The following is a 21,002-nucleotide window of genomic DNA, read 5'->3' on the forward strand; positions in this document are numbered from 1 at the left end:
TCTTTTTCCCAGAATCACATGGACAACACGACCGTTGCCGGGGTCGGCGGCATTGCTACTGCTGTGGTTGGCGCGTTTGGCTGGTTGATCAGACGCGCCATCAGTCAGGCAGACAAGAAGTTTGAAGCGCACGATCAAAAGTTCGAGGCGCAGGAGAAGCAAATGAAGGAGCAAGAGAAGGCTTTCGATGCCTATCGCCTGCACGTGGCCGAGACTTACACGCCGAATTCTGCTTTTGAGAAGGCCATTGATCGTTTTAGCGCGTCTGTTGATGCCGTGTTCAAGAAACTGGAATCGATGGACGAGAAGTTTGATCGACGCCTCGAAAACAAGGCGGATCGACAATGAACGAGCAACTTCTCAAGGTCGAGTTGCGCCGCGATGAAGGTGTGCGCTACTCGCCATATCTTGATACTGCAAAGCCGCCTCGCCGCACAATCGGTGTCGGTCGAAATATGGATGCCAATCCTATCCCTAATGGCTGGACGTTCCCGCTGAATGATGCGCAGGTCGATCAACTTTTGACTGAAGATATCCAGACAGCTTGCGCGAGCCTGGATCGATTCCTGCCGTGGTGGCGCAACCTCGATGAAGTACGACAGCGCGTGATTTGCAACATGTGCTTCAACATGGGCATCACTACTCTACTGACTTTCCGCAATACGCTCACTGACATGAAGATGGGCTTCTATACCGCTGCCGCTACGGGGATGCGCAATTCGCTTTGGGCGAGACAAGTCGGGACGAGAGCGCAACGTCTCGCTGATGCCATGTCTACAGGCGTAATGCCGAGCTAATCCCCCCTCGAAATTTTATCGCTATGCCCGCCACGAGCGGGCTTTTTTATGCCCATCGTTCGCCATCTTATCGATGCTGCCCAAGGCAAGCATCCGCTCGGTGCTGCGCGTTCGCCGCATTGGCCTACAGTTCGCAAACAGCATCTTGAAAAATTTCCTGTCTGTGCGGTTTGCGGCGGCAAGATCAAGCTTCAGGTACATCACCGTCATCCATTCCATCTCCATCCCGAATTGGAGCTGGAAGAAAGCAATCTCATCACACTCTGCGAAGCGCCGGGTCACAACTGCCATCTTGTTTTCGGGCATCTGCTTAACTTCCGTAGCTTCAATCCCGATGTAGGCGCTGATGCGTCGACATGGAATGAAAAAATTTCTCATCGGCCTATGGCCGACAAGGAGTAGTAAATGGGCAATACCTCCAGCATTCAAACCGGCGCGATCACTTTGACCGCTGCCTCTCTTGTGCCAATCATCGATTGGGCTGCACAAGTCATGCATGTCACGATCCCGATGGAAGCTCAGCTTCAGATTTCGGCATTCCTGATCACCGGAGCGCATGCGGCATACAACTATCTGATGACACGCAGTGCAGCCAAATCAGCTGCGAACGTAGCGCCTTCTACTACAGCGCAGTAATCCCGGCCGCAATCGCGGCAAATTTCCGGAGTATCAAATGAAAAAGCTGCTTCTCGCGGCAGGCGTTCTTGCGTCCGTCGCAATCGTTGGCTGCAATTCTTTGCCGACTGCCCAGCAACAATTCCAGACCGGCTGCACGATCGTAAACGGCGATCTGACCATTCTTGCCACGTCTCCGCTGCTTAATGCGGATCAACAGGCCACGATCTCGAAAACGATCCTGCCGGCGAACCAAGCTATCTGCAAAGCTGGTGCGCAACTGAACGTCACCAACCTGAAGGCGTTCCACGATACGCTGCTTCCTGCCGCAATTACGATTGTCCAAGCTGTGCCCGCACTGCCCGACCAACAGGCGGTTCTTCTGGGTCTCCAGACATTCGGGCCGATGGTTCAAGCGCTCATTGATCAGTTCCTGACGACGGCCGCTCCGGCTCCCGCTGTGAGCCAGTAATGAACGCGTATGATTACGCGCTCTTGGCTCAAGAGGCGTATTCCGCAAAGCCTGACATTGGCGATCCGGATAGCGCTTCTCGGGCCATCGTGCGACATACGGCGGATGGATTGGTGATTGCCTTTCCCGGCACCGATAACGCGGATTGCGTCGGCGCAGACATCGACATTGGCCCGATGGTGGTTCCGGGCATCGGAAGGTGCCATAGAGGTTTCTGGCAGGCTTGGCAGGCTATCTCGATGCCAGTGCTTGCCGCGATCGACGGAAAGCCTGTCACCCTCGTAGGGCACTCACTCGGTGCTGCCATCGCTGTTGTCGCCGCGGCGGCCATGACTATCTCGGGAAATCCGCCGGTCGCCGTATTCGGCTACGAACCGCCGCGCATCAGTCCTGATGCCAACTTCCGCACGTTGCTTGCAAAAGTGCCGCTGCATCTGTACTGGAATGGACTCGATATCGTTCCTAGTCTACCTTTGGACTGGCAGCATGCCGGACTGCTGACGCACATCGGCAAATCTTCAATGCTGATTCCGAACGTTAAGGATCATGCCATCAGCCGCGTCATCGCTGCTCTCGCCTAAATCACACGCCAGTTAATCGTAAAAGCCGTGGCCACGCCATCGGTGACCAGAATCACATTGCCGCGAATAATCACGCCTCCCGTTATCTCGGGTGCGCGAGCTTGTACGCGGAAATATTCGATTTCATCTTCGGTCAGCGTTCGTGGCCACAGCCATTTTTCGTTTTGTGGGCCTAGAAGTTGTTCAAGCAGGCGCACGTAGTCGACCAAAAGTTTCTCCCTGATTACAGCCTGTCGTTTGTGTCTGACAAATACAGATGGCGGGTTGTATCACACCCCTCCCTCAGCCCGCATTCTGCGGAGCCATCTCAATCTCAAGCCTAGTTGTTTCGTATTTGTAGAAGTCTCCCATCCCACCTCGAAGGTGGAACATGGGATCTTCTAACATCGTATGTTGTATGAAGTGCGCGACCGTGCCTTCTATGCGATCTACGATTACGGATGTTTTTCCGCGTGATAGATAGTTCGCTATACTTGCGGCGCGATCGTCAATGCTTCCTAGCAACGGCCCATGGCGGAATGCGTCGATCACTTGTTGGATAGTTGGTTCGTCCATCACACCCCTCTCTAGCCAGCGTTATGCTGCGTATCAATCCCTTCCTGTCCCTACCGAATCAATTTCGTAACATCCGGTCACGTAAAGTCTGTCGTCCATCACTCTTATATCCTTCAATTTGCTGGTCGGATAATATGCCGTGTTTTTACGCTGGCGCTTGGCAAAGAAATTCTTAGCCTTGTGTAATGCGTCACCCTCATTTTCGGCTGGCACCGAATGGATATAACGCCATGCCGATTCACGGCGTGAATACCGAGCAAACTCCGCATCCCATTCAAGCGGTATGTGCACGAATATAGCCCAGTTTTTCACCCCGCCTCCTAGCCAGCCGATTGTGGCTGCGAGTCAATTTATCCCTCAATTCCAGCAGCAGCCATAACAATGGCTCGTCTTGTCGTAGCGTAAGGATCTTCATCTAATGGCAAAATTACGCGTGATACATTATGATCATTGATCACGCAAACGACTTTTACCGATTGACCTATAACGATATCCATTTTCATCTTTACAGCCAAACGTAAAGCATCCCCATCATCACGCAATGGATTCCATGGCTTGTGCAGAATGCCTCCAATCCATCCAATACCACCATCTTTTGATGGAACAAAATCAAATTTTGCTGCTTTCGCTGCATGTTCCAGCAATTCTTTATCGGTCATCCCTCTTCTCCCGGCCACCAAGCCTTCGGCTGGCGATCAATCAGATAGTCGTCCAGGTTCTTGCCCTCCAGCCACTTCGGGCGCGGGCCTTTGCCTGACCATGATTTCCCCGATGACGGATCGTAGTACTTCGCTGCGGCGCGTTTGTGGATCTTCAGGAAGCCTGCCGCGCGCAGCAGTTCGTCTTGGCTGATGCCGAACGCCTGAACCTGTTCCTTGACCGTCGCGAGCCATGCTCGCCGTTCTTGCGATCGCGCCTCAGCGATCTGGGTGTTCACTTCCCTGAGCTGGGCCTGTAGTTCTTTGAGTTCCATGTCGGAATCTGGTTGTGTGGTGTGGCAAGGATACATTTCTATCACACTTGGTTCGATCCTTCGAAGTCGCGACACATCTGTACGACAGTCAAGGGATGTGAAATCTCTGGAGGTTCAAAACGCATCGCTAAGTATCTGTTTTTTATAGTGTGAGACGATGTATTTTGTTGGCACGCTGGAATACCGGAAAGTCAACATAACATATTGATTTTTCATGGAAAAAGTCTAGTTTCAGCATCCTTCCAGTGGAGCATGGTGCTGTGGGGCGCGGCCTCGTATCTGTGCTCGACCGCGCAGAGCGTCGACGCGCTGATCGTCTACCGCGTGCTGCTCGGGATCGGGATGGGGATGGAATTCCCGGTCGCGCAGACCTTGCTGTCCGAATTCGTGCCGACCGAGAAGCGCGGCCGCCTGATCGCGCTGATGGACGGCTTCTGGCCGCTCGGTTTCATCACGGCCGGCATCGTCGCGTACTTCGTGCTGCCGCAGTTCGGCTGGCGCACGGTGTTCGCGCTGCTCGCGATTCCCGCCGTGTTCGTGCTCGTCGTGCGTCGCATCGTGCCGGAATCGCCGCGCTGGCTCGAGCATGCGGGCCGACATGCGGAAGCCGACACGGTGATGCACACGATCGAGGCGAAGGTGATGCGCTCGGCCGGCGTCACGACGCTGCCGCCGCCGTCGCGGCTCGCCGAGCCGGTCGCCGCCCGCGGGCGCGGCGCGCTGCGCGAGATCTGGAGCGGCGTGTACCGCCGCCGCACGGTGATGGTGTGGCTGCTGTGGTTCTTCGCGCTGCTCGGTTTCTATGGCCTCACGTCGTGGCTCGGCGCGCTGCTGCAGCAGGCCGGCTTCGAGGTCACGAAATCGGTGTTCTACACGGTGCTGATCTCGCTCGGCGGCGTGCCGGGCTTCCTGTGCGCCGCGTGGCTCGTCGAACGCTGGGGTCGCAAGCCGACCTGCATCGCGTCGCTGATCGGCGGCGGCGTGATGGCGTACGCGTACGGCCAGAGCGCGCTGTATGGCGGCAGCATGGCGCTGCTGATCGGCACCGGCCTCGCGATGCAGTTCTTCCTGTTCGGGATGTGGGCCGCGCTGTACACCTATACGCCGGAGCTGTACGGCACCGGCGCACGCGCGACGGGCTCGGGCTTCGCGTCGGCGATCGGGCGCGTCGGTTCGTTGATCGGGCCTTACGTGGTCGGCGTCGTGCTGCCGGTGTTCGGCCAGGGCGGCGTGTTCACGCTCGGCGCGCTGTCGTTCATCGCGGCCGCGCTGGCCGTGTGGACGCTCGGGATCGAGACGAAGGGCCTCGCGCTGGAACAGCTCGCGGCGGGCGACGAAGCGGATGGCGGTGGCCGCTATGCGGCGGCGGCGGACTAGGTGTCCTGAGCGCCCGATCGAACCGGATGTTCACGATAGCCGGGACGGTGCGCAGCGCCGTGCCCGACTGCTGCGCGAAGCGGCCGGATTCGCGGCCGGACCGACGCTGCCGGACCGAGCCGAGGCACCGTGTCGCGCGCCTGCCCGGCACGGTGTCGACGCCCCGCTCCGGCGTCGAACTCGTGCCGATCTTCACGAAACACGTACATCAGTGGAATGGGTCAGTCGGGTACCTGCCGGCGTACAAGGCGCTGCTGTCGTCGGGCATCCTGATGCGCTTCGGCCGTGAAGCGACGGACGGCCCGCTGCCGGCGACCGTCGATTCGAGCCGGCGCCCGGACTACCTGCCCTCGCTCGCCTGCCTGGCCAGTGCGCTGTGCCCGATCCAGCCGCTCGATCTCGACCTCATCCTGCCGAGGCACGGCCCGGCCCTCACGCACGACATCCCGCGCGTGCTCGCCGGCGCGATCGCGCATTGCGAGGCCGCCGCCGCGTAAGGGGCGGAGGCGGCAATCCAGCGAGGGTGCAGCAGGGTCCGGTCAGGCGCCGGCGACGACGAACTCTTCGGCCGCCTTGCGCTGCACCGCGGCCATCACCGCCAGTTCGCGCTTGCTGCGCGTGTCGCCGGACACGACACCCGTCGCGTGCTTCGCCTTCGCACCCAGCGGGAAAAAGACAAACGACGCGCCGGCCGGAGCCGCCGGCTCGGCGCGCAGGCGTTTGTTCAGGATTTTCAGGTACTTCTTCTTCGAGACTTCCTTAGCAGCCATGGCGCCCTCCGCGTGAACGTGGTGAGGATCAGCATACCAGTTTTGACGACGGGCTCCGGAACGGCGCAGCGTCGCCGCACGAATCGATCTGCCCTAGAATGGAGCACGCTTTCGCGACTTGTCCCCCGCCCGAGACCGCATGTCCTCATCGGAGCGCTCCCATGCATGTCGAGTTGTTCGCGCAGCATCACGCTTGTACCGGCTGGCAGGGCGACATGGCCCGGCGCATCGCCGCATTCGACTGGGCCGCCACCGGGCTGGGCCCGCTCGACGGGTGGCCGGCCAGCCTCGTCACGGCCGTGCGCACGGTGCTCGCGTCGCCGCTGCCGCTGGTGATGCTGTGGGGCCGCCCCGGCTACATGATCTACAACGACGCGTATGCCGGGTTCGCCGGCGGGCGCCATCCGTATCTGCTCGGCAAGCCGGTCGAACTCGGCTGGCCCGAAGTCGCCGATTTCAACCGCAACGTGATGGACACCTGCCTCGCCGGCGGCACGCTGTCCTATCGCGACAAAGCCCTCGTGCTGCTGCGCAGCGGCCGCCCCGAAGACGTCTGGATGGATCTGCACTACAGCCCGATCCCCGACGACGACGGTGCACCGGGCGGCGTGCTCGCCGTCGTCGTCGAGACCACTGAACGCGTGCTCGCCACGCGCCACCGCAATCGCGCGGAAGCGGCGCTGCAGGCGTCCAATGCCCGGCTGCGCGACCTGACCGAGACGCTCGAGCAGCGCGTGACCGACGCGATCGCGGAGCGTGCGGCGATCGAGGAACAGTTGCGTCATGCACAGAAGATGGAAGCGATCGGCAACCTGACCGGCGGCATCGCGCACGACTTCAACAACGTGCTGCAGGTGATCAGCGGCAACCTGCAGATCCTCTCCGTCGAGCTCGGCACCCATGCGGGCGCGCAACCCCGGATCGAGAACGCGAACAACGCCGTGCGGCGCGGTGCGAAACTGGCGTCGCACCTGCTCGCCTTCGCGCGCCGCCAGCCGCTCGCGCCGACGACGCTGAATCCGCGGCAACTGATCGTGGACATGAGCGAGATGCTGCGCCGCGCGCTCGGCGAAACGGTCCGGATCGTCCCCGCACTGTCGTCCGATGTCGGCAACGTGCTCGCCGACCGGCACCAGCTCGAAAACGCACTCCTGAACCTTGCGCTCAATGCGCGTGACGCGATGCGCGGCGACGGCACGCTGACGATCGCCGCCTACAACGTGCAGTCAGGCGATGCGTCGAACGCCGGCCGCGCGCCGACGCCACCCGGCGAATACGTGACGCTCGAGCTCGCCGACACGGGCACCGGCATGACGGCCGACGTGCTCGAGCGCGCGTTCGAACCGTTCTTCACGACCAAGCCGGATGGCGAAGGCACGGGGCTCGGGCTCAGCATGGTGTTCGGCTTCGTCAAGCAGAGCGGCGGCCATGTGTCGATCGACAGCACGCCGGGCCAGGGCACCACCGTGCGCCTCACGTTTCCGCGCTGCCACGGCGCGGCCGAGGAGCAGGCCCGCATGCCGCAGCACGACGCGGTGCGCGGCCACGAGACCATCCTCGTCGTCGAGGACGATGCGGACGTCCGCCTGACCGTGGTCGACATGCTCGCGCAGCTCGGCTACAAGGTCATCACGGCGTCCAGCGGCGAAGCCGCATTGCGCGTGCTCGACAGCGAGACGCCAATCGACCTGCTGTTTACCGACGTGATCATGCCCGGCCGCGTGAAGGGCGGCGAACTCGGACGCCGTGCCGCGCTGCGCAAGCCGCCGTTGCCCGTGCTGTTCACGTCCGGCTACACGCGAGACGAGATCTTCCATGCGGGACGGCTGGACCCCGGCGTGATGCTGCTCGGCAAGCCATACCGGCGCGACGAACTCGCCGCCCGGATCCGCAGCGCGCTCGATGCGGGCGCCGGCACGACATGACGGATTGCCGGCGCAACGCCGCACACGCCGTTCACCCCTGAGATTTTTTCCCTGCGATGTCGATTCGCGCCGCCGTCGCGCGTCGTGTTGTCGTAACCGCTCGTTTTGCCGTCGGCACGACCGGCGGCGCCCCCTCATTCTTGTTCAAGGAGAGTCCACCATGCGCGTCCTCGTCATCGTCAAGGCCACCACCGATTCCGAATCCGGCCGGATGCCCGACCCGGAAATGATCGCCGCGATGGGCCGGTTCAACGAAGAACTGGCGCAAGCCGGCATCCTGCTCGCCGCCGACGGGCTGCACCCGAGCATGCGCGGCAAGCGTGTGCACTTTGCCGGCAAGAACCGCACCGTCAGCGACGGCCCGTTCGCCGAAACGAAGGAACTCGTCGCCGGCTTCTGGCTGTGGCAGGTGAAATCGATGGAAGAGGCAGTCGAATGGGTGAAGCGCTGCCCGAACCCGATGCCCGGCGACTCCGACATCGAGATCCGCCCGCTGTTCGAGGCGGAAGACTTCAGCCCGGCGTTCACGGAAGCATTGCAAGCGCAGAAAGCGAGGTCGAGCGCGCAGGCCGACGCCGGAAAACACGCGTAAATCGCGGCGGCGCCGGACGGTTTCGCCTCACCGCCGGACGCCGCTCCGACCCGCTGATGCGTGCGCGGCTCACCCGCGTGTGCGCGGCACCGCGAGCCGCTCGACCGCGCCGCCGGTCACGTCCCGGAACATCCCGGCATTGCCGTACGCCCGCGCGGCGAGCATCGCGCCGTAGACCAGCGACACGAACGTCGCGGCCTCGGTCTGCACCGATATGTCCGGCTGCACGACGCCGTCTTTCACCCCCGCCTCGAGCACGCGCACCAGCCATGCGGCGAGATCGTCGAAATGCGCCCTCACCGCCCGCGCGACGTCGTCGGGCAGCGCGGGCAGCTCCGCGCCGAGCATGCCGGCGACGCAGAACGGCGCGCTGTCGTCCGCGATGCAGCGTTCCCAGTAGCCGACATACGCGCGCATCTGCACCAGCGCGTCGGCGCCGCTCGCGTCGAGCAGCGACATGTCGGCATCGAAATTCGCCTGCGACTGCTGCAGCACCGCGACCGCCAGATCCGCCTTCGTCGGGAAATGGTGGTGGATGCTCGCCTTCCGGATGTCGATCGCGTCGGCGATGTCGGCATAGCTGAACCCGCTGTAGCCGCGCCGCATGATCAGTTGGCGCCCGGCCTCGAGAATGCGGCCCGCCGTACTGTCCCCCGATACCGTCATATTTGCCTACCATCTAGTCGGATGAAAAACAGCGATAGTTTACTGCCCTGAGATAGTCTTTTCCAGCCGCAAATTCTCCTTGTCGATCACCCTACCTACTAGTAGGATGACTTTATCGACAGAACAAGACGCCTGTCGATATCCGACGGTTTCCCACCCTGTCTTCCTTCTGGAGAATGAAAATGAAGCGCTTTTCCCAACTTCGCCACATCGCCGCGGCACTCGCCGTTTCCGCCGCCGCATTCGGTTCGCACGCGGCCGTCGCCGCCCCCGTCAAGAACGTCGTGCTGGTTCACGGCTACTTCGCCGACGGCTCGGGCTGGCAAGCCGTCTCGAACATCCTGACGCGCGACGGCTACAAGGTTTCCGTCGTTCAGCAGCCCGAAACGTCATTCGACGACGACGTGAAGGCAACCCGGCGTGTCGTCGACGCGCAGGACGGCCCGAGCATCCTCGTCGGCCACAGCTACGGCGGCGCGGTGATCACCGAAGCCGGCAACGACGACAAGGTCGCGGGCCTCGTCTACGTGGCCGCGTTCCAGCCCGACACCGGCGAAAGCCCGCTCGACCTGACCAGGAAGACGCCGCCCGCGACGAAGGCGATCAAGGCCACCGAAGACGGCCATCTGTATTTCGACGAAGCGTCGTTCCACGCCGACTTCGCGGCCGACGTACCGGCCGCCGAAGCGAAATTCATGGCGATCTCGCAGGTGACGCCGGCCGCGCAGTCGTTCGGCGTGCCGATCACGCATGCCGCATGGCGGACCAAGCCGAGCTGGGCGGTGGTCGCCACGGCAGACCGCGCGATCAACCCCGAGCTCGAACGCTTCATGACGCAACGCGCCGGCAGCAAGACGATCGAACTCAAGTCGAGCCACGTCGCGTACATCTCGCACCCGGCCGAAGTTGCGAAGCTGATCGAACAGGCAGCCAAGGGCGCAGGCAAGGAGTGACCCAACGTCGTGCACGATTCCGCCTGTTGACGTCCCCTCGGCGAGTAACGTATCGTTTTGATACGTTACTCGCCGAAACCCTCCCGTCATGCATTCCCGCTTCGACCGTTTCCGCCTCACCGCGCTCGGCGTCCAGCTCGAAGCGCTGATCGCGCAACCCGAGCGCTACGTCGAATTCGCGGCGCTGTCGCGCGTGGGCGTCGCCGCGATCGGTGCGATCCAGCACGAGATCGCACTGAAATTCCCCGAAATCGAAACCGACACCACCGCCCGCCAGTTCTGCGGCGCGATGGTCGCGGAAGTCATGCGCCGTCACGGCCACGACGTCGTGCAGGCGCGCGGGCGGCTCGGCGGCACGCTGTTCAGCTATGGCGCGGTGTTCAGCGCGTATCCGCAGGTGCTGCCGTTCACCGACGTCGTCGCCGCGCTGGCGCGCCTGCCCGATCGGCTCGCCGCGTATGCGGCGCACGTGCCGGCCGCCCTGTGGACACGCCGCCCCGACGCCACGGGCTTCTCGCTCGTCGAGCATGCGTGCCACCTGCGCGATCTCGACGCGGTGTTCGCCGAGCGCATCGACGCCGTACGCACGCTCGACCTGCCCGTGATGGCATCCGTCGACGGCACCGCGCTCGCCGCGCAACGCGACTATCTCGCGCAACCGCTCGACGCTGCCGTCACGGCATTCCGCACGGGCCGCGCCGCGCTGTGTGCAACCGCGGCCGCGCTCGATTCCGCGCAACTCGCACGCTGCGGGCTGCGCGACGGCTTCCGCCGCATGTCGCTCGACGAACTCGTGCGCGAATTGCTCGACCACGACCGCACGCACGTGCTCGAACTCGACGAACTGCTCGCCGAACTCGCGTTGCCGCCCCTTCCTGCCGCGCCCGCCCCATGACCCAGTCCACGCCCGTCGTCTTCATCCACGGTTTCATCGGCACGCTCGACGTGCGCGGGTGGAACGGCCCGCATCTCGCGCCCGACCTGCTCGGCTACGGCGCGCATCGCGCAGTACCGTTCGACTTGATCACACTCGCCGCGCAGGTCGAGCACCTTCGCCATACCGTCGATACGCACTTCGGCGCGCAGCCGGTCGATGTCGTCGGCCACTCGGTCGGCGGCGCGATCGTGATGCTGTTCGCGCATGCGCACCCGGAACGCGTGCGGCGGATCGTCAACGTCGAGGGCAACTTCACGCTCGACGATGCGTTCTGGTCGGCGTCGGTCGGCCGCATGACGCCTGCCGAAGCCGATGCAATGCTGGACGGCCTGCGTGCCGATCCGCACGGCTGGCTGCGCGGCGCGATCGACGCGCCGTCGCCGGGCCTCGTCGACGACGCCCGCCGCTGGCTCGCGCATCAGCCCGCATCGACGCTGCGCGCGATGGGCCGCTCGGTAGTCGCGACGACCGGCGAACCGGGCTATCTGCAGACACTCGCGCAAGTGTTCGAGCGTCATCCGGTCTGGCTGATGGCCGGCGAACGCTCGCGCGCAGGCTGGCACGTGCCCGACCGGGCGCTCGCGCGCTGCGCCGGCTTCGACACGATCGAGCGCTGCGGGCACCTGATCGCGGCCGAGCAACCCGATGCGTTTCGCGCGGCGCTCGGGCGCATCGTGTCCACGCCGCCCGCCTGACAACCCGTAGGATTCGCCGAAATATGGTTGAAAGGCGCGGTTGCTAGAGTCGTCCGAACAGGGTTTTCCCGGCGCCCGTCGCCGGATGGGGTCGACACATGCGAGGATCGATGTACCTGGCACGCGCCTTCTGGCTGCTTCTGCTGGTCGCCATTTCAGGCCCTGCTCTCGCCTTTCACGCGCGGGTCGTCGTGATTCCCAGCGCCGCGATGAAGGAGACGCTCAAGGCCACCGTCGTGCTGCCCGACGCCTATGCGCGCGGCACCCGCGACGTCGACCGCTATCCGGTCGTCTATCTGTTGCACGGCTCGGGCGGCGATCACACCGACTGGACGTCGAACACGCGCATCGCCGCGCTGGCCGACCGCTACCACGTGATCCTCGTGATGCCCGACGGCGGGCACGAGAGCTGGTACATCGACAGCCCGTTCGATTCGGGCAGCCGCTACGAAACCTTCATCGGCGACGAAGTCGTGTCGTACATCGACTTGCACTTCCGCACGATCGCCACGCAACGCGCCCGCGCGATCACCGGGCTCAGCATGGGCGGCTTCGGCGCGCTGCGCATCGCGCTCGACCGGCCCGACACGTTCGGCGCGGTCGGCAGCATCAGCGGCGCGGTCGATCCGCGCTGCTGCGCGGACGAGCCGGGCATCGACCACGTATTCGGCGACCCCGGCCGCCATCCGTCGTTCTGGGACCGCAACGTGATCGTCGCCAGCGCCAGCGCGTTCGTGCGGGCGCATCTCGACCTGACGATCGATTGCGGCCGCGACGACGCGTTCGTCGGCTCGAACCGTACGCTGCACGAACGGCTCGTCGCGCTCGGCGTGCCGCACGACTATGCGGAGCGGCCGGGCGGCCACACGTGGGATTACTGGGCGAATGCGATCCGCTACCAGATGCGGTTCTTCGCGACGTCGTTCCAGCAGCGCGGCTATGCGTACCGTCCCGCGCCCCATGCGCCGGGCATGACCCGCGCGGGCTGACGCGCGCCGCATCGCCGCGACACGACGCAGCGACACGACGCGGCCCGTCGAACCCGGTGGTACGATGCGCGGGCCTCGACCACTCGACACCTTCCATGCCGCGCGACAACTTTGCGGATCTCCTCGCCTTCATCGCCGTCGCGCGCGAGCGCAGCTTCACGCGGGCGGCCGCGCAGCTCGGCGTCTCGCAATCCGCGCTCAGCCATACGATCCGCTCGCTCGAAACCCGCCTCGGCGTGCGGCTGCTCACGCGCACGACACGCAGCGTCGCGCCGACCGAAGCCGGCGAGCGCCTGCTGCTCAATCTCGCGCCGCGCTTCGACGAAATCGAGGCCGAACTGGCTGCGCTCGCGGAACTGCGCGACCAGCCCACGGGCACCGTGCGCATCAACGCGACCGACTTCGTGATCCGCACGCTGCTGTGGCCGAAGCTCGCGCCGGTCCTGCGCGACTATCGCGACCTGAAGGTCGAGTTCGTGAACGACTACGGGCTGTCCGACATCGTCGCGGAGCGCTTCGACGTCGGCGTGCGGCTCGGCGACCAGGTGGCGAAGGACATGATCGCCGTGCGCATCTCGGCCGACATGAAGATGGCGATCGTCGGCGCGCCCGCGTATTTCGCGGAACGCGCGCGCCCCGTGTCGCCGCAGGATCTGGTCGCGCACGACTGCATCAACCTGCGCCTGCCGACGCACGGCGCGCTGTACGCGTGGGAGCTCGCGCGCGGGGACGCGATGCTGCAGGTGCGCGTCGACGGGCAGGTCACGTTCAACGGCACCTACGAAACGCTCGACGCGGCGCTCGCGGGCTACGGGCTCGCCTACGTGCCCGCCGAACTCGCGGCGCCGCATGTCGACGCCGGCCGCCTCGACAGCGTACTCGCCGACTGGTGCCCGACGTTCCCCGGTCATCACCTGTACTACGCGAGCCGGCGGCAGTCGTCGCGCGCGCTCGCGGTGATCGTCGAGGCGCTGCGCTATCGCGCATGAGCCCGCTTTGCGCCACACCTGCGCCGCGATTCATGAATCGGGTCGATAAGTGCATGCGGATTGACGGGGATTATCGATAGACGCATCGGTGGCTACCATCGACGGTGTTCCCCACCTTCCCCGGAGCCCTCGATGTCCGAACCGACTTCCGCCGCACGCAAAGCGTTCGGCGCCATCGCCCCCGCCCTCGCCGACTACACCGACAACGTGCTGTTCGGCGACGTCTGGCAGCGCCCCGGCCTGTCGCCGCGCGATCGCAGCCTCGTCACGGTCGCGAGCCTCGTGTCGCTGTATCGCGTCAACGAACTTCCATTCCACCTGAAGAAAGCGCTCGACAACGGCCTCACGCGCGACGAGCTGGTCGAAGCGATCACGCACCTCGCGTTCTACTCGGGCTGGCCGACCGCAAGCTCGGCGCTGACGATCGCGCAGCGCGTGTTCGACGAAGCCGGCGTGTAAGCGCAGCATCCCTACATTCAACCGGCGGGCACGCGCCCGCATGGAGCCTTCATGGATTACCGCTATCTCGGGCGCAGCGCGCTCAAGGTGTCGCCGCTGTGTCTCGGTGCAATGATGTTCGGCGGCGAAACCGACGAAGCGACATCGGCGCGCATCATCGACAAGGCGTTCGACCAGGGCATCAACTTCATCGACACGGCCGACGTCTATCACGCCGGCCGCTCGGAAGAAGTGGTCGGCCGCGCGATTGCGTCGCGTCGCGACAGCTGGGTCGTCGCGACGAAGTTCGGCTATCCGGCCGGGCCGGACGCAGGGCCGAACCGGCAGGGCCAGTCGCGCAAATGGATCGTCGAATCGGTCGACGCGAGCCTGAAGCGGCTCGGCACCGACTACATCGACATCCTCTATTTCCATCGCGCGCTGACCGATGCGCCGCTCGACGAAGGCATGCGCGCGATCGCCGACCTGATCCGGCAAGGCAAGGTGCGCTACTTCGGGCTGTCGAACTTCAAGGGCTGGCGCATCGCCGAGATCGTGCGGCTCGCGGACCAGCTCGGCATCGATCGCCCGGTCGCGAGCGAACCGCTGTACAACCTCGTCGATCGCACGGCCGAGGTCGAACAGCTTCCGGCCGCCGCGCATTACGGGATCGGCGTCGTGCCGTACAGCCCGCTCGCGCGCGGTGTATTGACCGGCAAATATGCAGTCGATGCGCAGCCGCCCGCCGATTCGCGCGCGGGCCGCGGCGACCGTCGCATCCAGCAAACGGAATGGCGCCCCGAATCGTTGCACATCGCGCAGCAGGTGGCCGCGCATGCCGCCGCGCGCGGCACGACGTCGGTTGCGTTCGCGCTCGCGTGGGTCATGAAGAACCGCATCGTCAGCTCGACGATCGCGGGGCCGCGCACCGAAGCACACTGGGACAGCTATATCGATGCGCTGAAGCTCGCACTCGGCCCGGACGACGAACGGTTCGTCGATTCGCTCGTGCCGCCCGGGCATGCCTCGACGCACGGCTATACCGATCCCGGCTATCCGGTAGAAGGCCGCAAGGTTTGAAGTCGGAACGGGATGACTGAATGACATGCCGGGCGCGATGCCCGGCAAGATGATGAAAGCGCGTCGCCCGACGCGCTTTAACGTTGATGCGGCTCGATCAGTTGTCGTGCGCTGTGTCGGCGCTGACGACGCGATCGAAAAATTCCTGCGCACGCGCCAGCTCGTCGAGCGCACGATCGAGGCGCGACATCGCAAGTGCGTATTCCGCCGACGAAACGTCGTCGTCGCTTTCGCCGCGCACGGCGCGAAACGCCTGATCGACGTTGCGCGTGGCTTCGACGAAGCGCTGCGCGGCCCGGGCTTCCCGCGAACAGATGTGGGTCGACATCGACACTTCTCCCTCAGGGTTGCAGTGTGAAGCACGCCGACGCTCAGTGTGCGTGGTGCGCATGTCGGCGGCGTGAACCACGACCCATCGAGGTTCGACGCATCGGCCGCCGCGCAGCGCGCTTCGTGCCGATTGTCTCTCTGCGCTCGCCGCTCCGCTATGGCGAGATTGCAACAAAATCTTGCGCGATCCGCTGCGTGCGTTTCGTCACGCGCGCCCGATACGGGGATGCGCAAGGCCCGCGAACGCGGCCGCTTCACCCGGCGACAGGTCGAACAGGTCGCCGGTGAGATCACGCGGATGCTCGGCCGCCGGCCGGTTGCGCAATCGCGCCGCGTGCGTGGGCGCAACATACGCGGCGGCCGTTTCGATCGGCGGCACATCGAACAGATCACGCGTGACGCCGCGCACGGCGTCCGTCGGCGAGCGGCCGCGCAAACGCGCGACGAGCTCGACGAAGCGATCGAAATCGCCCGCGCGCGTGGCCTTGTTCACTTCCGCGAGATCGCGCGCCTTCAGCACGCAAGGCTGCGCGAGCCGCACGAAATACGGTGCTTCGAGCTCGACCGACAGCGCGAGCGGATAGCTCTTGCCCGTCTGCTCCTTCGCCCGCCCGACGCAATCGACCACGGCCGCGCCCTGTGCGGCGCCGAGCGGCTGGCCGGTGCTCACGCTGCGCAGGTGATCGGGAAACACGCGCAATTGCGTGCCGACCGTCAGCGCGGTGGACGACGCGCACACGAGCGCGTAGTGCTGTTCGCGGCGCCGGCCCGACGGCAGGGTCGAGCGACTGGCGATGAACGTGTGCGGCGGCAACGGGCGCACCTGCCCGCTTGCGTCGACCCATGCGTTCCACAGCAGCATGTCTTTCCGCTCGCCCGCGCGCGGGCGCGATGCGACCGGCGAAAACAGCGCGAGCAGCGAGCCCGTGCGATGCGCGGCGACTTGCGCGCTGCTGCCGAGCGGCTGGTTGATGCCCCACAGAAAACGCCCGCCCCCGAGCCGGCGCTCCCATTCCTTGCGGAGCACGACGGTCGGCAAATCCTCGCCGGACTCGGTACCGATCTTGGTCCAGCAGAACGTGGGTGGGAGGTGTTTCAGTGTCATCAACTTTCTCGGGGATACAGCCTCGCTGGTGACAGCAAGCCCATTCAACAGCCGTAACTGTATATGTATAATGCATCGCATGGAAGCCCCGGACCAAGATTTTCCCGTTCAAGACCTGTTGCGCCGTCTGATGGCAGACACACGCTCGTCCAGCGAAATCGCGCGACTCTCCGGGGTCAGCCAGCCAACCGTATCGCGCCTGAGGCTGTCGAACGGGCACCGGCTGCGCCGCAGCGCGCCATTCAATAAGCTATGCAATTTCTATGGTGTCGACACCGGGCCGTCGCGCCGCCAGTACAACGACCTGCTGCGCGACGCGATCGTCGACGCGTGGGACGGGTCGGATGAGCACGGGCGCGCGCTGCTGGTCGTGATTCAGGGGTTGAAGGGGCTGCAGGCGAAGGCGGATGATGGGTGATGGGGTGGGCGGGCTGCTGGAACTGGATACGGATGCACGAATAAGAGGGGACTTCGGTGGAAATCGCTTATCGCCACGGAACGGACACTACCCATAACGAGCCAAGAGACTCGAATTGAAATCGGCCATCAAGCGGATTTGCGAACTTCAGCCAAAGTATTCTTCATCGAATACGCCCGAAATGCAGGAGCGCGGCAATCTCATTCGCTCCGATCTAGCGCAAGAGCTACGTCATCGGCTCCCCGAGCTGAGTCGAGCATTCGATCCGCTTTTCGATGATTTAGCCGTGGAGGGTTCAGATGGCATCGGCAGGAAGACCGAAGCGCCATGGGTTCGGCTCTACTCGAAGGCAATGTCTCCGACCCCACGTGAGGGATTCTATGTCGTCATTCACTTTGCTGCAGATGGTTCGGCCTGCTTTTTCACCATAGGTTGCGGCAGTACGGTTTGGAGCGGCGGTGATCTCCGTCCCGTATCTGATGCGCAGCTAACTGCAAAAACGTCGTGGGCGCGCTCCGTGGTTGAACGTCGTTGGCAAACGCTGGCGCCGTTTACCGACACCATCTCCCTTGGCGCACGCGCGTCACTTCCGAGGACATTTGAAAAGGCGACGGTATTGGCGCGACGGGTACCCGTCGAAAGCGTCGATGCCTCCGATTTGGATGGGCTACTCTTTGCTGCAGCAGAAAGACTTTCCGCGATATATCTTGCGCAGCTTGATCAACGAGATGTAGCTCCGGCCGATCAAGATGCTCGCGATCTCGAAGCAATCGTAAGGCCGCTACACCGACGAACACGGGCACAAGGTATTGGACTCACTGCATCCGAGCGAAAGGCTGTCGAACTACGTGCAATGCTCTTGGCAATCCAATTTCTCCAATCCGAGGGCTTCACGTGCGACGACAAATCGGCGGTTGAACCATTTGACATCCTGGCTCGGCGAGACGGCCAAGCATTGAAGATTGAGGTGAAGGGAACAACTAGCGAACTTTGCGACTCGATTCTAATGACCCGAAACGAAATCGAGCTTCATAGACAGGAAAAAGGCGCAACGGGTCTTGTGATCGTCTCTCGAATTAAGCTCGATCGAAACGGTGCAGCGCCGAGCGCTTCGGGTGGAGTAGTAGAGGCCCAGATGCAATGGGACATTGACCAGTGGATGCTTGAATCCATCGCCTTTAAAGTACACCGACCTACGTAGCCCACTGACTGATCGATCACTCGTAGCCGATCGCAGACAGCCTGCTTCGTGTACCCGCAAATTCGCCAAACGCCGAAACAAGCGATTACCGTCGCGCGGCAGCACCCTACCCCCACAAGCACACTTCCTACTGCTCCAACCCCACCGCCAGCGGCCGCTGATCGCTGCGCCCGTGATCGTCAACCACCCGCACCGTATAACTGCCGGCCGTCCGCGGCTGCCAGAACAGCGCATCGCCCGGCACACCGCGCCCGACGAACACATCGTTGACGAACCAGTACAGCGCGTGCGCACTCGCATCGGCGGTCGCGTTGAATGCGATGCGCGTCTCCTCCGTACTCTTCACACGCATCGCATACGTACTCCCGCGCAGCGGCGACGTGATGCGCGGCGGATCACCCTCGACCTGCCCCGCGTCGCGACAGTCCGCATTCTGGGGCGGCCGTCGGCGCGGAATGCCTGCCTGCACGAACACCTGCTGCAGATCCGACGGCCAGAACTCGAAGATCTCCGTATGCATGCGCTTGCCGTCGTACGGCGGGCACGCGGCCTTCCCCGTCGCCTCGTCGATCACGACCGGCCGATGCACGGTGCTCACGCGAATCGGCGACGTGCCCGGAATGAACCACGTCCAGCCCTGCTGCGGGCACCACTCGTTCGGCAAGTCGCCGCTCGCGAGGCAGATCCGCACGCGCTTCAGCTTCGGCGGCATCGCACGCGGCGGCTCGACGAGCGTGCGCTCGGCATTCAGCGCATCGACAACCTGAAAGAACAGCGGCGCGGCCGCGTCGACGCCGACGAACGCCGTATTGGTCGAGTTGTCGAAGTTGCCGACCCACACGACCAGCACGTACGGGCCGAACACGCCGGCCGTCCACGCATCGCGGAACGACCATGACGTGCCGGTCTTCCAGTAGACCGGCACGCTCGACGGCTGCGCGCCGCTCGTCTCGTCAGGGCGCAGATGCTGGCGCAGCATGTCCATCGTCATGTAGCTCGCCTCGGCGCTCAGCAGGCGCTTGCCAGGCAGCGCCGGCTCGTCCGCGCGCAGCCGCAGCGGCCGGAACTCGCCGCGATTCGCGAGCATCGCGTAGAGCGCCGCGAGATCCTGCATCGTCACTTCGCCGCCGCCGAGCACCAGCGCGAGCCCGTAGTGCTGCGCGCTCGCGAGCCGGCGCACGCCGGCTTCCTGCAGGAACCGGTACAGATCGGGCGACTTGAGCTGCGACGCGACCCACACGGCCGGCACGTTGCGGCTGCGGTTCAGTGCATCGGTCGCGGTGATCGGCCCGAGGAAATGACCGTCGAAATTCTCCGGCGCATACGGGCCGAATGCGGTCGGCACGTCGCGCAGCACGGTCTGCGGATGCAGCACGCCCTGGTCGAAACCGAGCGCATAGATGAACGGCTTGAGCGTCGATCCCGGCGAGCGCCGCGCAAGCGTGCCGTTCACCTGCCCGTCGATCGTGCGGTCGAAGAAGTTCGCGGAACCGACGAGCGCCTTCACGCCCATGTCGCGCGTGTCGACGAGGATCGCCGCCGCGTTGCGCACGCCGCGCGTATCGTTGCGCGCGACATAGCGTGCGATCTGCCGTTCGAGTGTGCGTTGAAGGTCGAGATCGAGCGTCGTCACGAGCCGCGCGTCGGCGTCGCTGTCGTTCGCCGTCGCACTCGAGGACGTTCGCCACGCGCTGCGGGCGGCGAGTGCCTGGTCGACCGCATGCGGCGCATCGAACGGCAGCGCGGACAGCGGCCGCATCGCAAGCGGCAACGCGAACAGCGGCTTGAACGACGCATCGCCCGGATGCTTCGTCAGCCAGCGCGCATACAGCCGGTTGCGCGACACGGCCAGCGCGCGGTTGATTTCATCCTGCCCGCCGCGCACCCGTCGCGCCGGGTCCTGTGGAATCACCGCGAGCGCGAGCGCCTCGGGCAGCGTCAGCGCGTCGGGCATCCGGTCGAAATAGACGACGCTCGCGGTGCCCGCGCCTTCGACGTTGCGGCCGTACGGCGCATCGTTCAGATACGCTTCGAGGATCTGCCGTTTCGAATAGAACAGTTCGAGCTGCACCGCGCGCGCCACCTGCTCGAGCTTGCCGGTCGGTGTGCGCGTGTTCAGCCGCCACAGCGAGCGCGCGAGCTGCATCGTCAGCGTCGAGCCGCCCTGCGGATTGCCGCCGCGCACATACGTGATCCACGCGCCGCGTGCGAGCCCGTACGGGTTGAAGCCGGGATGCCACCAGAACCAGCGGTCCTCGTGCAGCATCACGGCTTCGACGAGCTGCGGCGACATCCGGTCGAGCGGCACCCACAGCCGGTAGCGATCGTCCTTCGCGAGCGTGAGCCGCAGCAAGTGGCCCTGTGCGTCGGTTACCGCGACCGACGACGGCTTCCAGTCGCGCAGCGGCGGATGCGGCCACAGCCGGCACGCGGCCAGCGCGCCGAACACGAGCAGCACGCCGGCGATCCAGTTCTGCCAGCGATGCAGCCAGCGGCCGGCGCCGTGCAGCACGCGCCGGCGCACCGAAACGTCGTCAGCCACGC

At 64.3% G+C, this 21,002-nt stretch carries 29 protein-coding genes; 19 read left to right on the forward strand and 10 right to left on the reverse strand.

Translation table 11 applies throughout. The features are described 5' to 3' along the window. The first annotated feature begins 18 nt into the window (after positions 1-18). The 6 genes from QZM35_RS23140 to QZM35_RS23165 are packed head-to-tail and all read left to right on the forward strand — an operon-like array spanning position 19 to position 2,465. Complete coding sequence (locus QZM35_RS23140; RefSeq protein ID WP_085561608.1) at positions 19-348, forward strand: hypothetical protein; 330 nt, start codon at positions 19-21, stop codon at positions 346-348. Further along, on the forward strand, positions 345-797 hold the full coding sequence (locus QZM35_RS23145; protein WP_301776867.1) for a glycoside hydrolase family protein: 453 nt from the start codon (positions 345-347) through the stop codon (positions 795-797). The genes QZM35_RS23140 and QZM35_RS23145 overlap by 4 nt, the downstream gene beginning before the upstream one ends. 48 nt (positions 798-845) lie before the next feature. After that, positions 846-1,199, forward strand: coding sequence for an HNH endonuclease (locus QZM35_RS23150; protein WP_301776868.1), 354 nt, complete (start codon positions 846-848; stop codon positions 1,197-1,199). 3 nt (positions 1,200-1,202) lie between these two features. Continuing rightward, positions 1,203-1,433, forward strand: coding sequence for a hypothetical protein (locus QZM35_RS23155; RefSeq protein WP_301776869.1), 231 nt, complete (start codon positions 1,203-1,205; stop codon positions 1,431-1,433). A gap of 37 nt (positions 1,434-1,470) precedes the next feature. Further along, the gene (locus QZM35_RS23160; RefSeq protein WP_301776870.1) at positions 1,471-1,884 is read left to right on the forward strand and encodes a hypothetical protein; all 414 of its coding nucleotides are present in this window, start codon (positions 1,471-1,473) and stop codon (positions 1,882-1,884) included. Beyond that, positions 1,884-2,465: a lipase gene (locus QZM35_RS23165; protein ID WP_301776871.1), complete on the forward strand. Its 582-nt coding sequence runs from the start codon at positions 1,884-1,886 to the stop codon at positions 2,463-2,465. Before QZM35_RS23160 ends, QZM35_RS23165 begins: the two co-directional genes overlap by 1 nt. Here the strand turns inward: QZM35_RS23165 and QZM35_RS23170 are convergent. The 5 genes from QZM35_RS23170 to QZM35_RS23190 all read right to left on the reverse strand — a co-directional run bounded on the left by QZM35_RS23170 (position 2,462) and on the right by QZM35_RS23190 (position 3,993). Beyond that, positions 2,462-2,674: a hypothetical protein gene (locus QZM35_RS23170; protein WP_301776872.1), complete on the reverse strand. Its 213-nt coding sequence runs from the start codon at positions 2,672-2,674 to the stop codon at positions 2,462-2,464. The two genes, QZM35_RS23165 and QZM35_RS23170, sit on opposite strands and share 4 nt — an antisense overlap. A 73-nt stretch (positions 2,675-2,747) precedes the next feature. Next, a complete protein-coding gene (locus QZM35_RS23175) occupies positions 2,748-3,020 on the reverse strand; it encodes a hypothetical protein (RefSeq protein ID WP_301776873.1) in 273 nt (90 codons plus the stop codon). A gap of 33 nt (positions 3,021-3,053) precedes the next feature. Beyond that, a complete protein-coding gene (locus QZM35_RS23180; RefSeq protein ID WP_301776874.1) occupies positions 3,054-3,332 on the reverse strand; it encodes a hypothetical protein in 279 nt (92 codons plus the stop codon). A 38-nt stretch (positions 3,333-3,370) separates the two neighbouring features. Further along, complete coding sequence (locus QZM35_RS23185) at positions 3,371-3,679, reverse strand: hypothetical protein (protein ID WP_301776875.1); 309 nt, start codon at positions 3,677-3,679, stop codon at positions 3,371-3,373. Then, positions 3,676-3,993, reverse strand: a complete 318-nt coding sequence (locus QZM35_RS23190; RefSeq protein ID WP_301776876.1) for an H-NS histone family protein — start codon at positions 3,991-3,993, stop codon at positions 3,676-3,678. The genes QZM35_RS23185 and QZM35_RS23190 overlap by 4 nt, the downstream gene beginning before the upstream one ends. 180 nt (positions 3,994-4,173) lie before the next feature. Here QZM35_RS23190 and QZM35_RS23195 point away from each other — a divergent pair, with 180 nt between their 5' ends. Continuing rightward, on the forward strand, positions 4,174-5,370 hold the full coding sequence (locus QZM35_RS23195; RefSeq protein ID WP_301776938.1) for an MFS transporter: 1,197 nt from the start codon (positions 4,174-4,176) through the stop codon (positions 5,368-5,370). 26 nt (positions 5,371-5,396) lie between these two features. Beyond that, entirely contained in the window at positions 5,397-5,867 is a 471-nt protein-coding gene (locus tag QZM35_RS23200) for a hypothetical protein (RefSeq protein WP_241025765.1), read from the forward strand. 42 nt (positions 5,868-5,909) lie between these two features. On the opposite strand, the gene QZM35_RS23205 is transcribed toward QZM35_RS23200, so the two are convergent. Next, entirely contained in the window at positions 5,910-6,140 is a 231-nt protein-coding gene (locus tag QZM35_RS23205; protein WP_034186060.1) for a hypothetical protein, read from the reverse strand. A gap of 161 nt (positions 6,141-6,301) precedes the next feature. On the opposite strand from QZM35_RS23205, the gene QZM35_RS23210 reads away from it, so the two are divergent. Then, positions 6,302-8,065 carry an ATP-binding protein gene (locus QZM35_RS23210; protein ID WP_174973820.1) on the forward strand — a complete coding sequence of 588 codons (1,764 nt, stop codon included), beginning with the start codon at positions 6,302-6,304 and terminating at the stop codon, positions 8,063-8,065. A 160-nt stretch (positions 8,066-8,225) separates the two neighbouring features. Next, on the forward strand, positions 8,226-8,657 hold the full coding sequence (locus tag QZM35_RS23215; protein ID WP_301776877.1) for a YciI family protein: 432 nt from the start codon (positions 8,226-8,228) through the stop codon (positions 8,655-8,657). Positions 8,658-8,726: 69 nt separating this feature from the next. Here QZM35_RS23215 and QZM35_RS23220 read toward each other — a convergent pair whose 3' ends face one another. Then, complete coding sequence (locus QZM35_RS23220; RefSeq protein ID WP_301776878.1) at positions 8,727-9,323, reverse strand: TetR/AcrR family transcriptional regulator; 597 nt, start codon at positions 9,321-9,323, stop codon at positions 8,727-8,729. A 182-nt stretch (positions 9,324-9,505) separates the two neighbouring features. Here QZM35_RS23220 and QZM35_RS23225 point away from each other — a divergent pair, with 182 nt between their 5' ends. From QZM35_RS23225 to QZM35_RS23255, 7 genes are all read left to right on the forward strand, one after another. Continuing rightward, complete coding sequence (locus QZM35_RS23225; protein ID WP_089426809.1) at positions 9,506-10,276, forward strand: alpha/beta hydrolase; 771 nt, start codon at positions 9,506-9,508, stop codon at positions 10,274-10,276. A gap of 88 nt (positions 10,277-10,364) precedes the next feature. Continuing rightward, entirely contained in the window at positions 10,365-11,171 is an 807-nt protein-coding gene (locus QZM35_RS23230; protein ID WP_301776879.1) for a DinB family protein, read from the forward strand. Continuing rightward, positions 11,168-11,908 carry an alpha/beta fold hydrolase gene (locus QZM35_RS23235; RefSeq protein ID WP_301776880.1) on the forward strand — a complete coding sequence of 247 codons (741 nt, stop codon included), beginning with the start codon at positions 11,168-11,170 and terminating at the stop codon, positions 11,906-11,908. The genes QZM35_RS23230 and QZM35_RS23235 overlap by 4 nt, the downstream gene beginning before the upstream one ends. Before the next feature lie 110 nt (positions 11,909-12,018). Then, the gene (locus QZM35_RS23240) at positions 12,019-12,897 is read left to right on the forward strand and encodes an alpha/beta hydrolase family protein (RefSeq protein WP_301776881.1); all 879 of its coding nucleotides are present in this window, start codon (positions 12,019-12,021) and stop codon (positions 12,895-12,897) included. Positions 12,898-12,992: 95 nt separating this feature from the next. Further along, positions 12,993-13,886, forward strand: a complete 894-nt coding sequence (locus QZM35_RS23245; RefSeq protein WP_301776882.1) for a LysR family transcriptional regulator — start codon at positions 12,993-12,995, stop codon at positions 13,884-13,886. 132 nt (positions 13,887-14,018) lie between these two features. After that, complete coding sequence (locus QZM35_RS23250) at positions 14,019-14,345, forward strand: carboxymuconolactone decarboxylase family protein (RefSeq protein ID WP_039369463.1); 327 nt, start codon at positions 14,019-14,021, stop codon at positions 14,343-14,345. Positions 14,346-14,396: 51 nt separating this feature from the next. Continuing rightward, positions 14,397-15,404, forward strand: a complete 1,008-nt coding sequence (locus tag QZM35_RS23255) for an aldo/keto reductase (protein WP_301776883.1) — start codon at positions 14,397-14,399, stop codon at positions 15,402-15,404. A 97-nt stretch (positions 15,405-15,501) separates the two neighbouring features. On the opposite strand, the gene QZM35_RS23260 is transcribed toward QZM35_RS23255, so the two are convergent. After that, positions 15,502-15,732 (reverse strand): hypothetical protein, encoded by a 231-nt coding sequence (locus tag QZM35_RS23260; RefSeq protein ID WP_089429039.1) that lies wholly within the window; start codon positions 15,730-15,732, stop codon positions 15,502-15,504. A gap of 207 nt (positions 15,733-15,939) precedes the next feature. Next, the gene (locus QZM35_RS23265; RefSeq protein ID WP_089426803.1) at positions 15,940-16,839 is read right to left on the reverse strand and encodes a hypothetical protein; all 900 of its coding nucleotides are present in this window, start codon (positions 16,837-16,839) and stop codon (positions 15,940-15,942) included. Between the two features lie 79 nt (positions 16,840-16,918). Between QZM35_RS23265 and QZM35_RS23270 the strand changes: the two genes are divergently transcribed. Both QZM35_RS23270 and QZM35_RS23275 read left to right on the forward strand, forming a co-directional pair. Continuing rightward, positions 16,919-17,257 (forward strand): helix-turn-helix transcriptional regulator, encoded by a 339-nt coding sequence (locus tag QZM35_RS23270; RefSeq protein ID WP_089433147.1) that lies wholly within the window; start codon positions 16,919-16,921, stop codon positions 17,255-17,257. A gap of 115 nt (positions 17,258-17,372) precedes the next feature. Further along, complete coding sequence (locus QZM35_RS23275; protein WP_174973827.1) at positions 17,373-18,458, forward strand: DUF3578 domain-containing protein; 1,086 nt, start codon at positions 17,373-17,375, stop codon at positions 18,456-18,458. Between the two features lie 127 nt (positions 18,459-18,585). Here QZM35_RS23275 and pbpC read toward each other — a convergent pair whose 3' ends face one another. Next, on the reverse strand, positions 18,586-21,000 hold the full coding sequence (pbpC, locus tag QZM35_RS23280) for a penicillin-binding protein 1C (protein WP_301776884.1): 2,415 nt from the start codon (positions 20,998-21,000) through the stop codon (positions 18,586-18,588). Positions 21,001-21,002: the final 2 nt, after the last annotated feature.

Source organism: Burkholderia sp. AU45274 (assembly GCF_030482505.1).
In the GTDB taxonomy this organism is placed as follows: Bacteria; Pseudomonadota; Gammaproteobacteria; order Burkholderiales; family Burkholderiaceae; genus Burkholderia.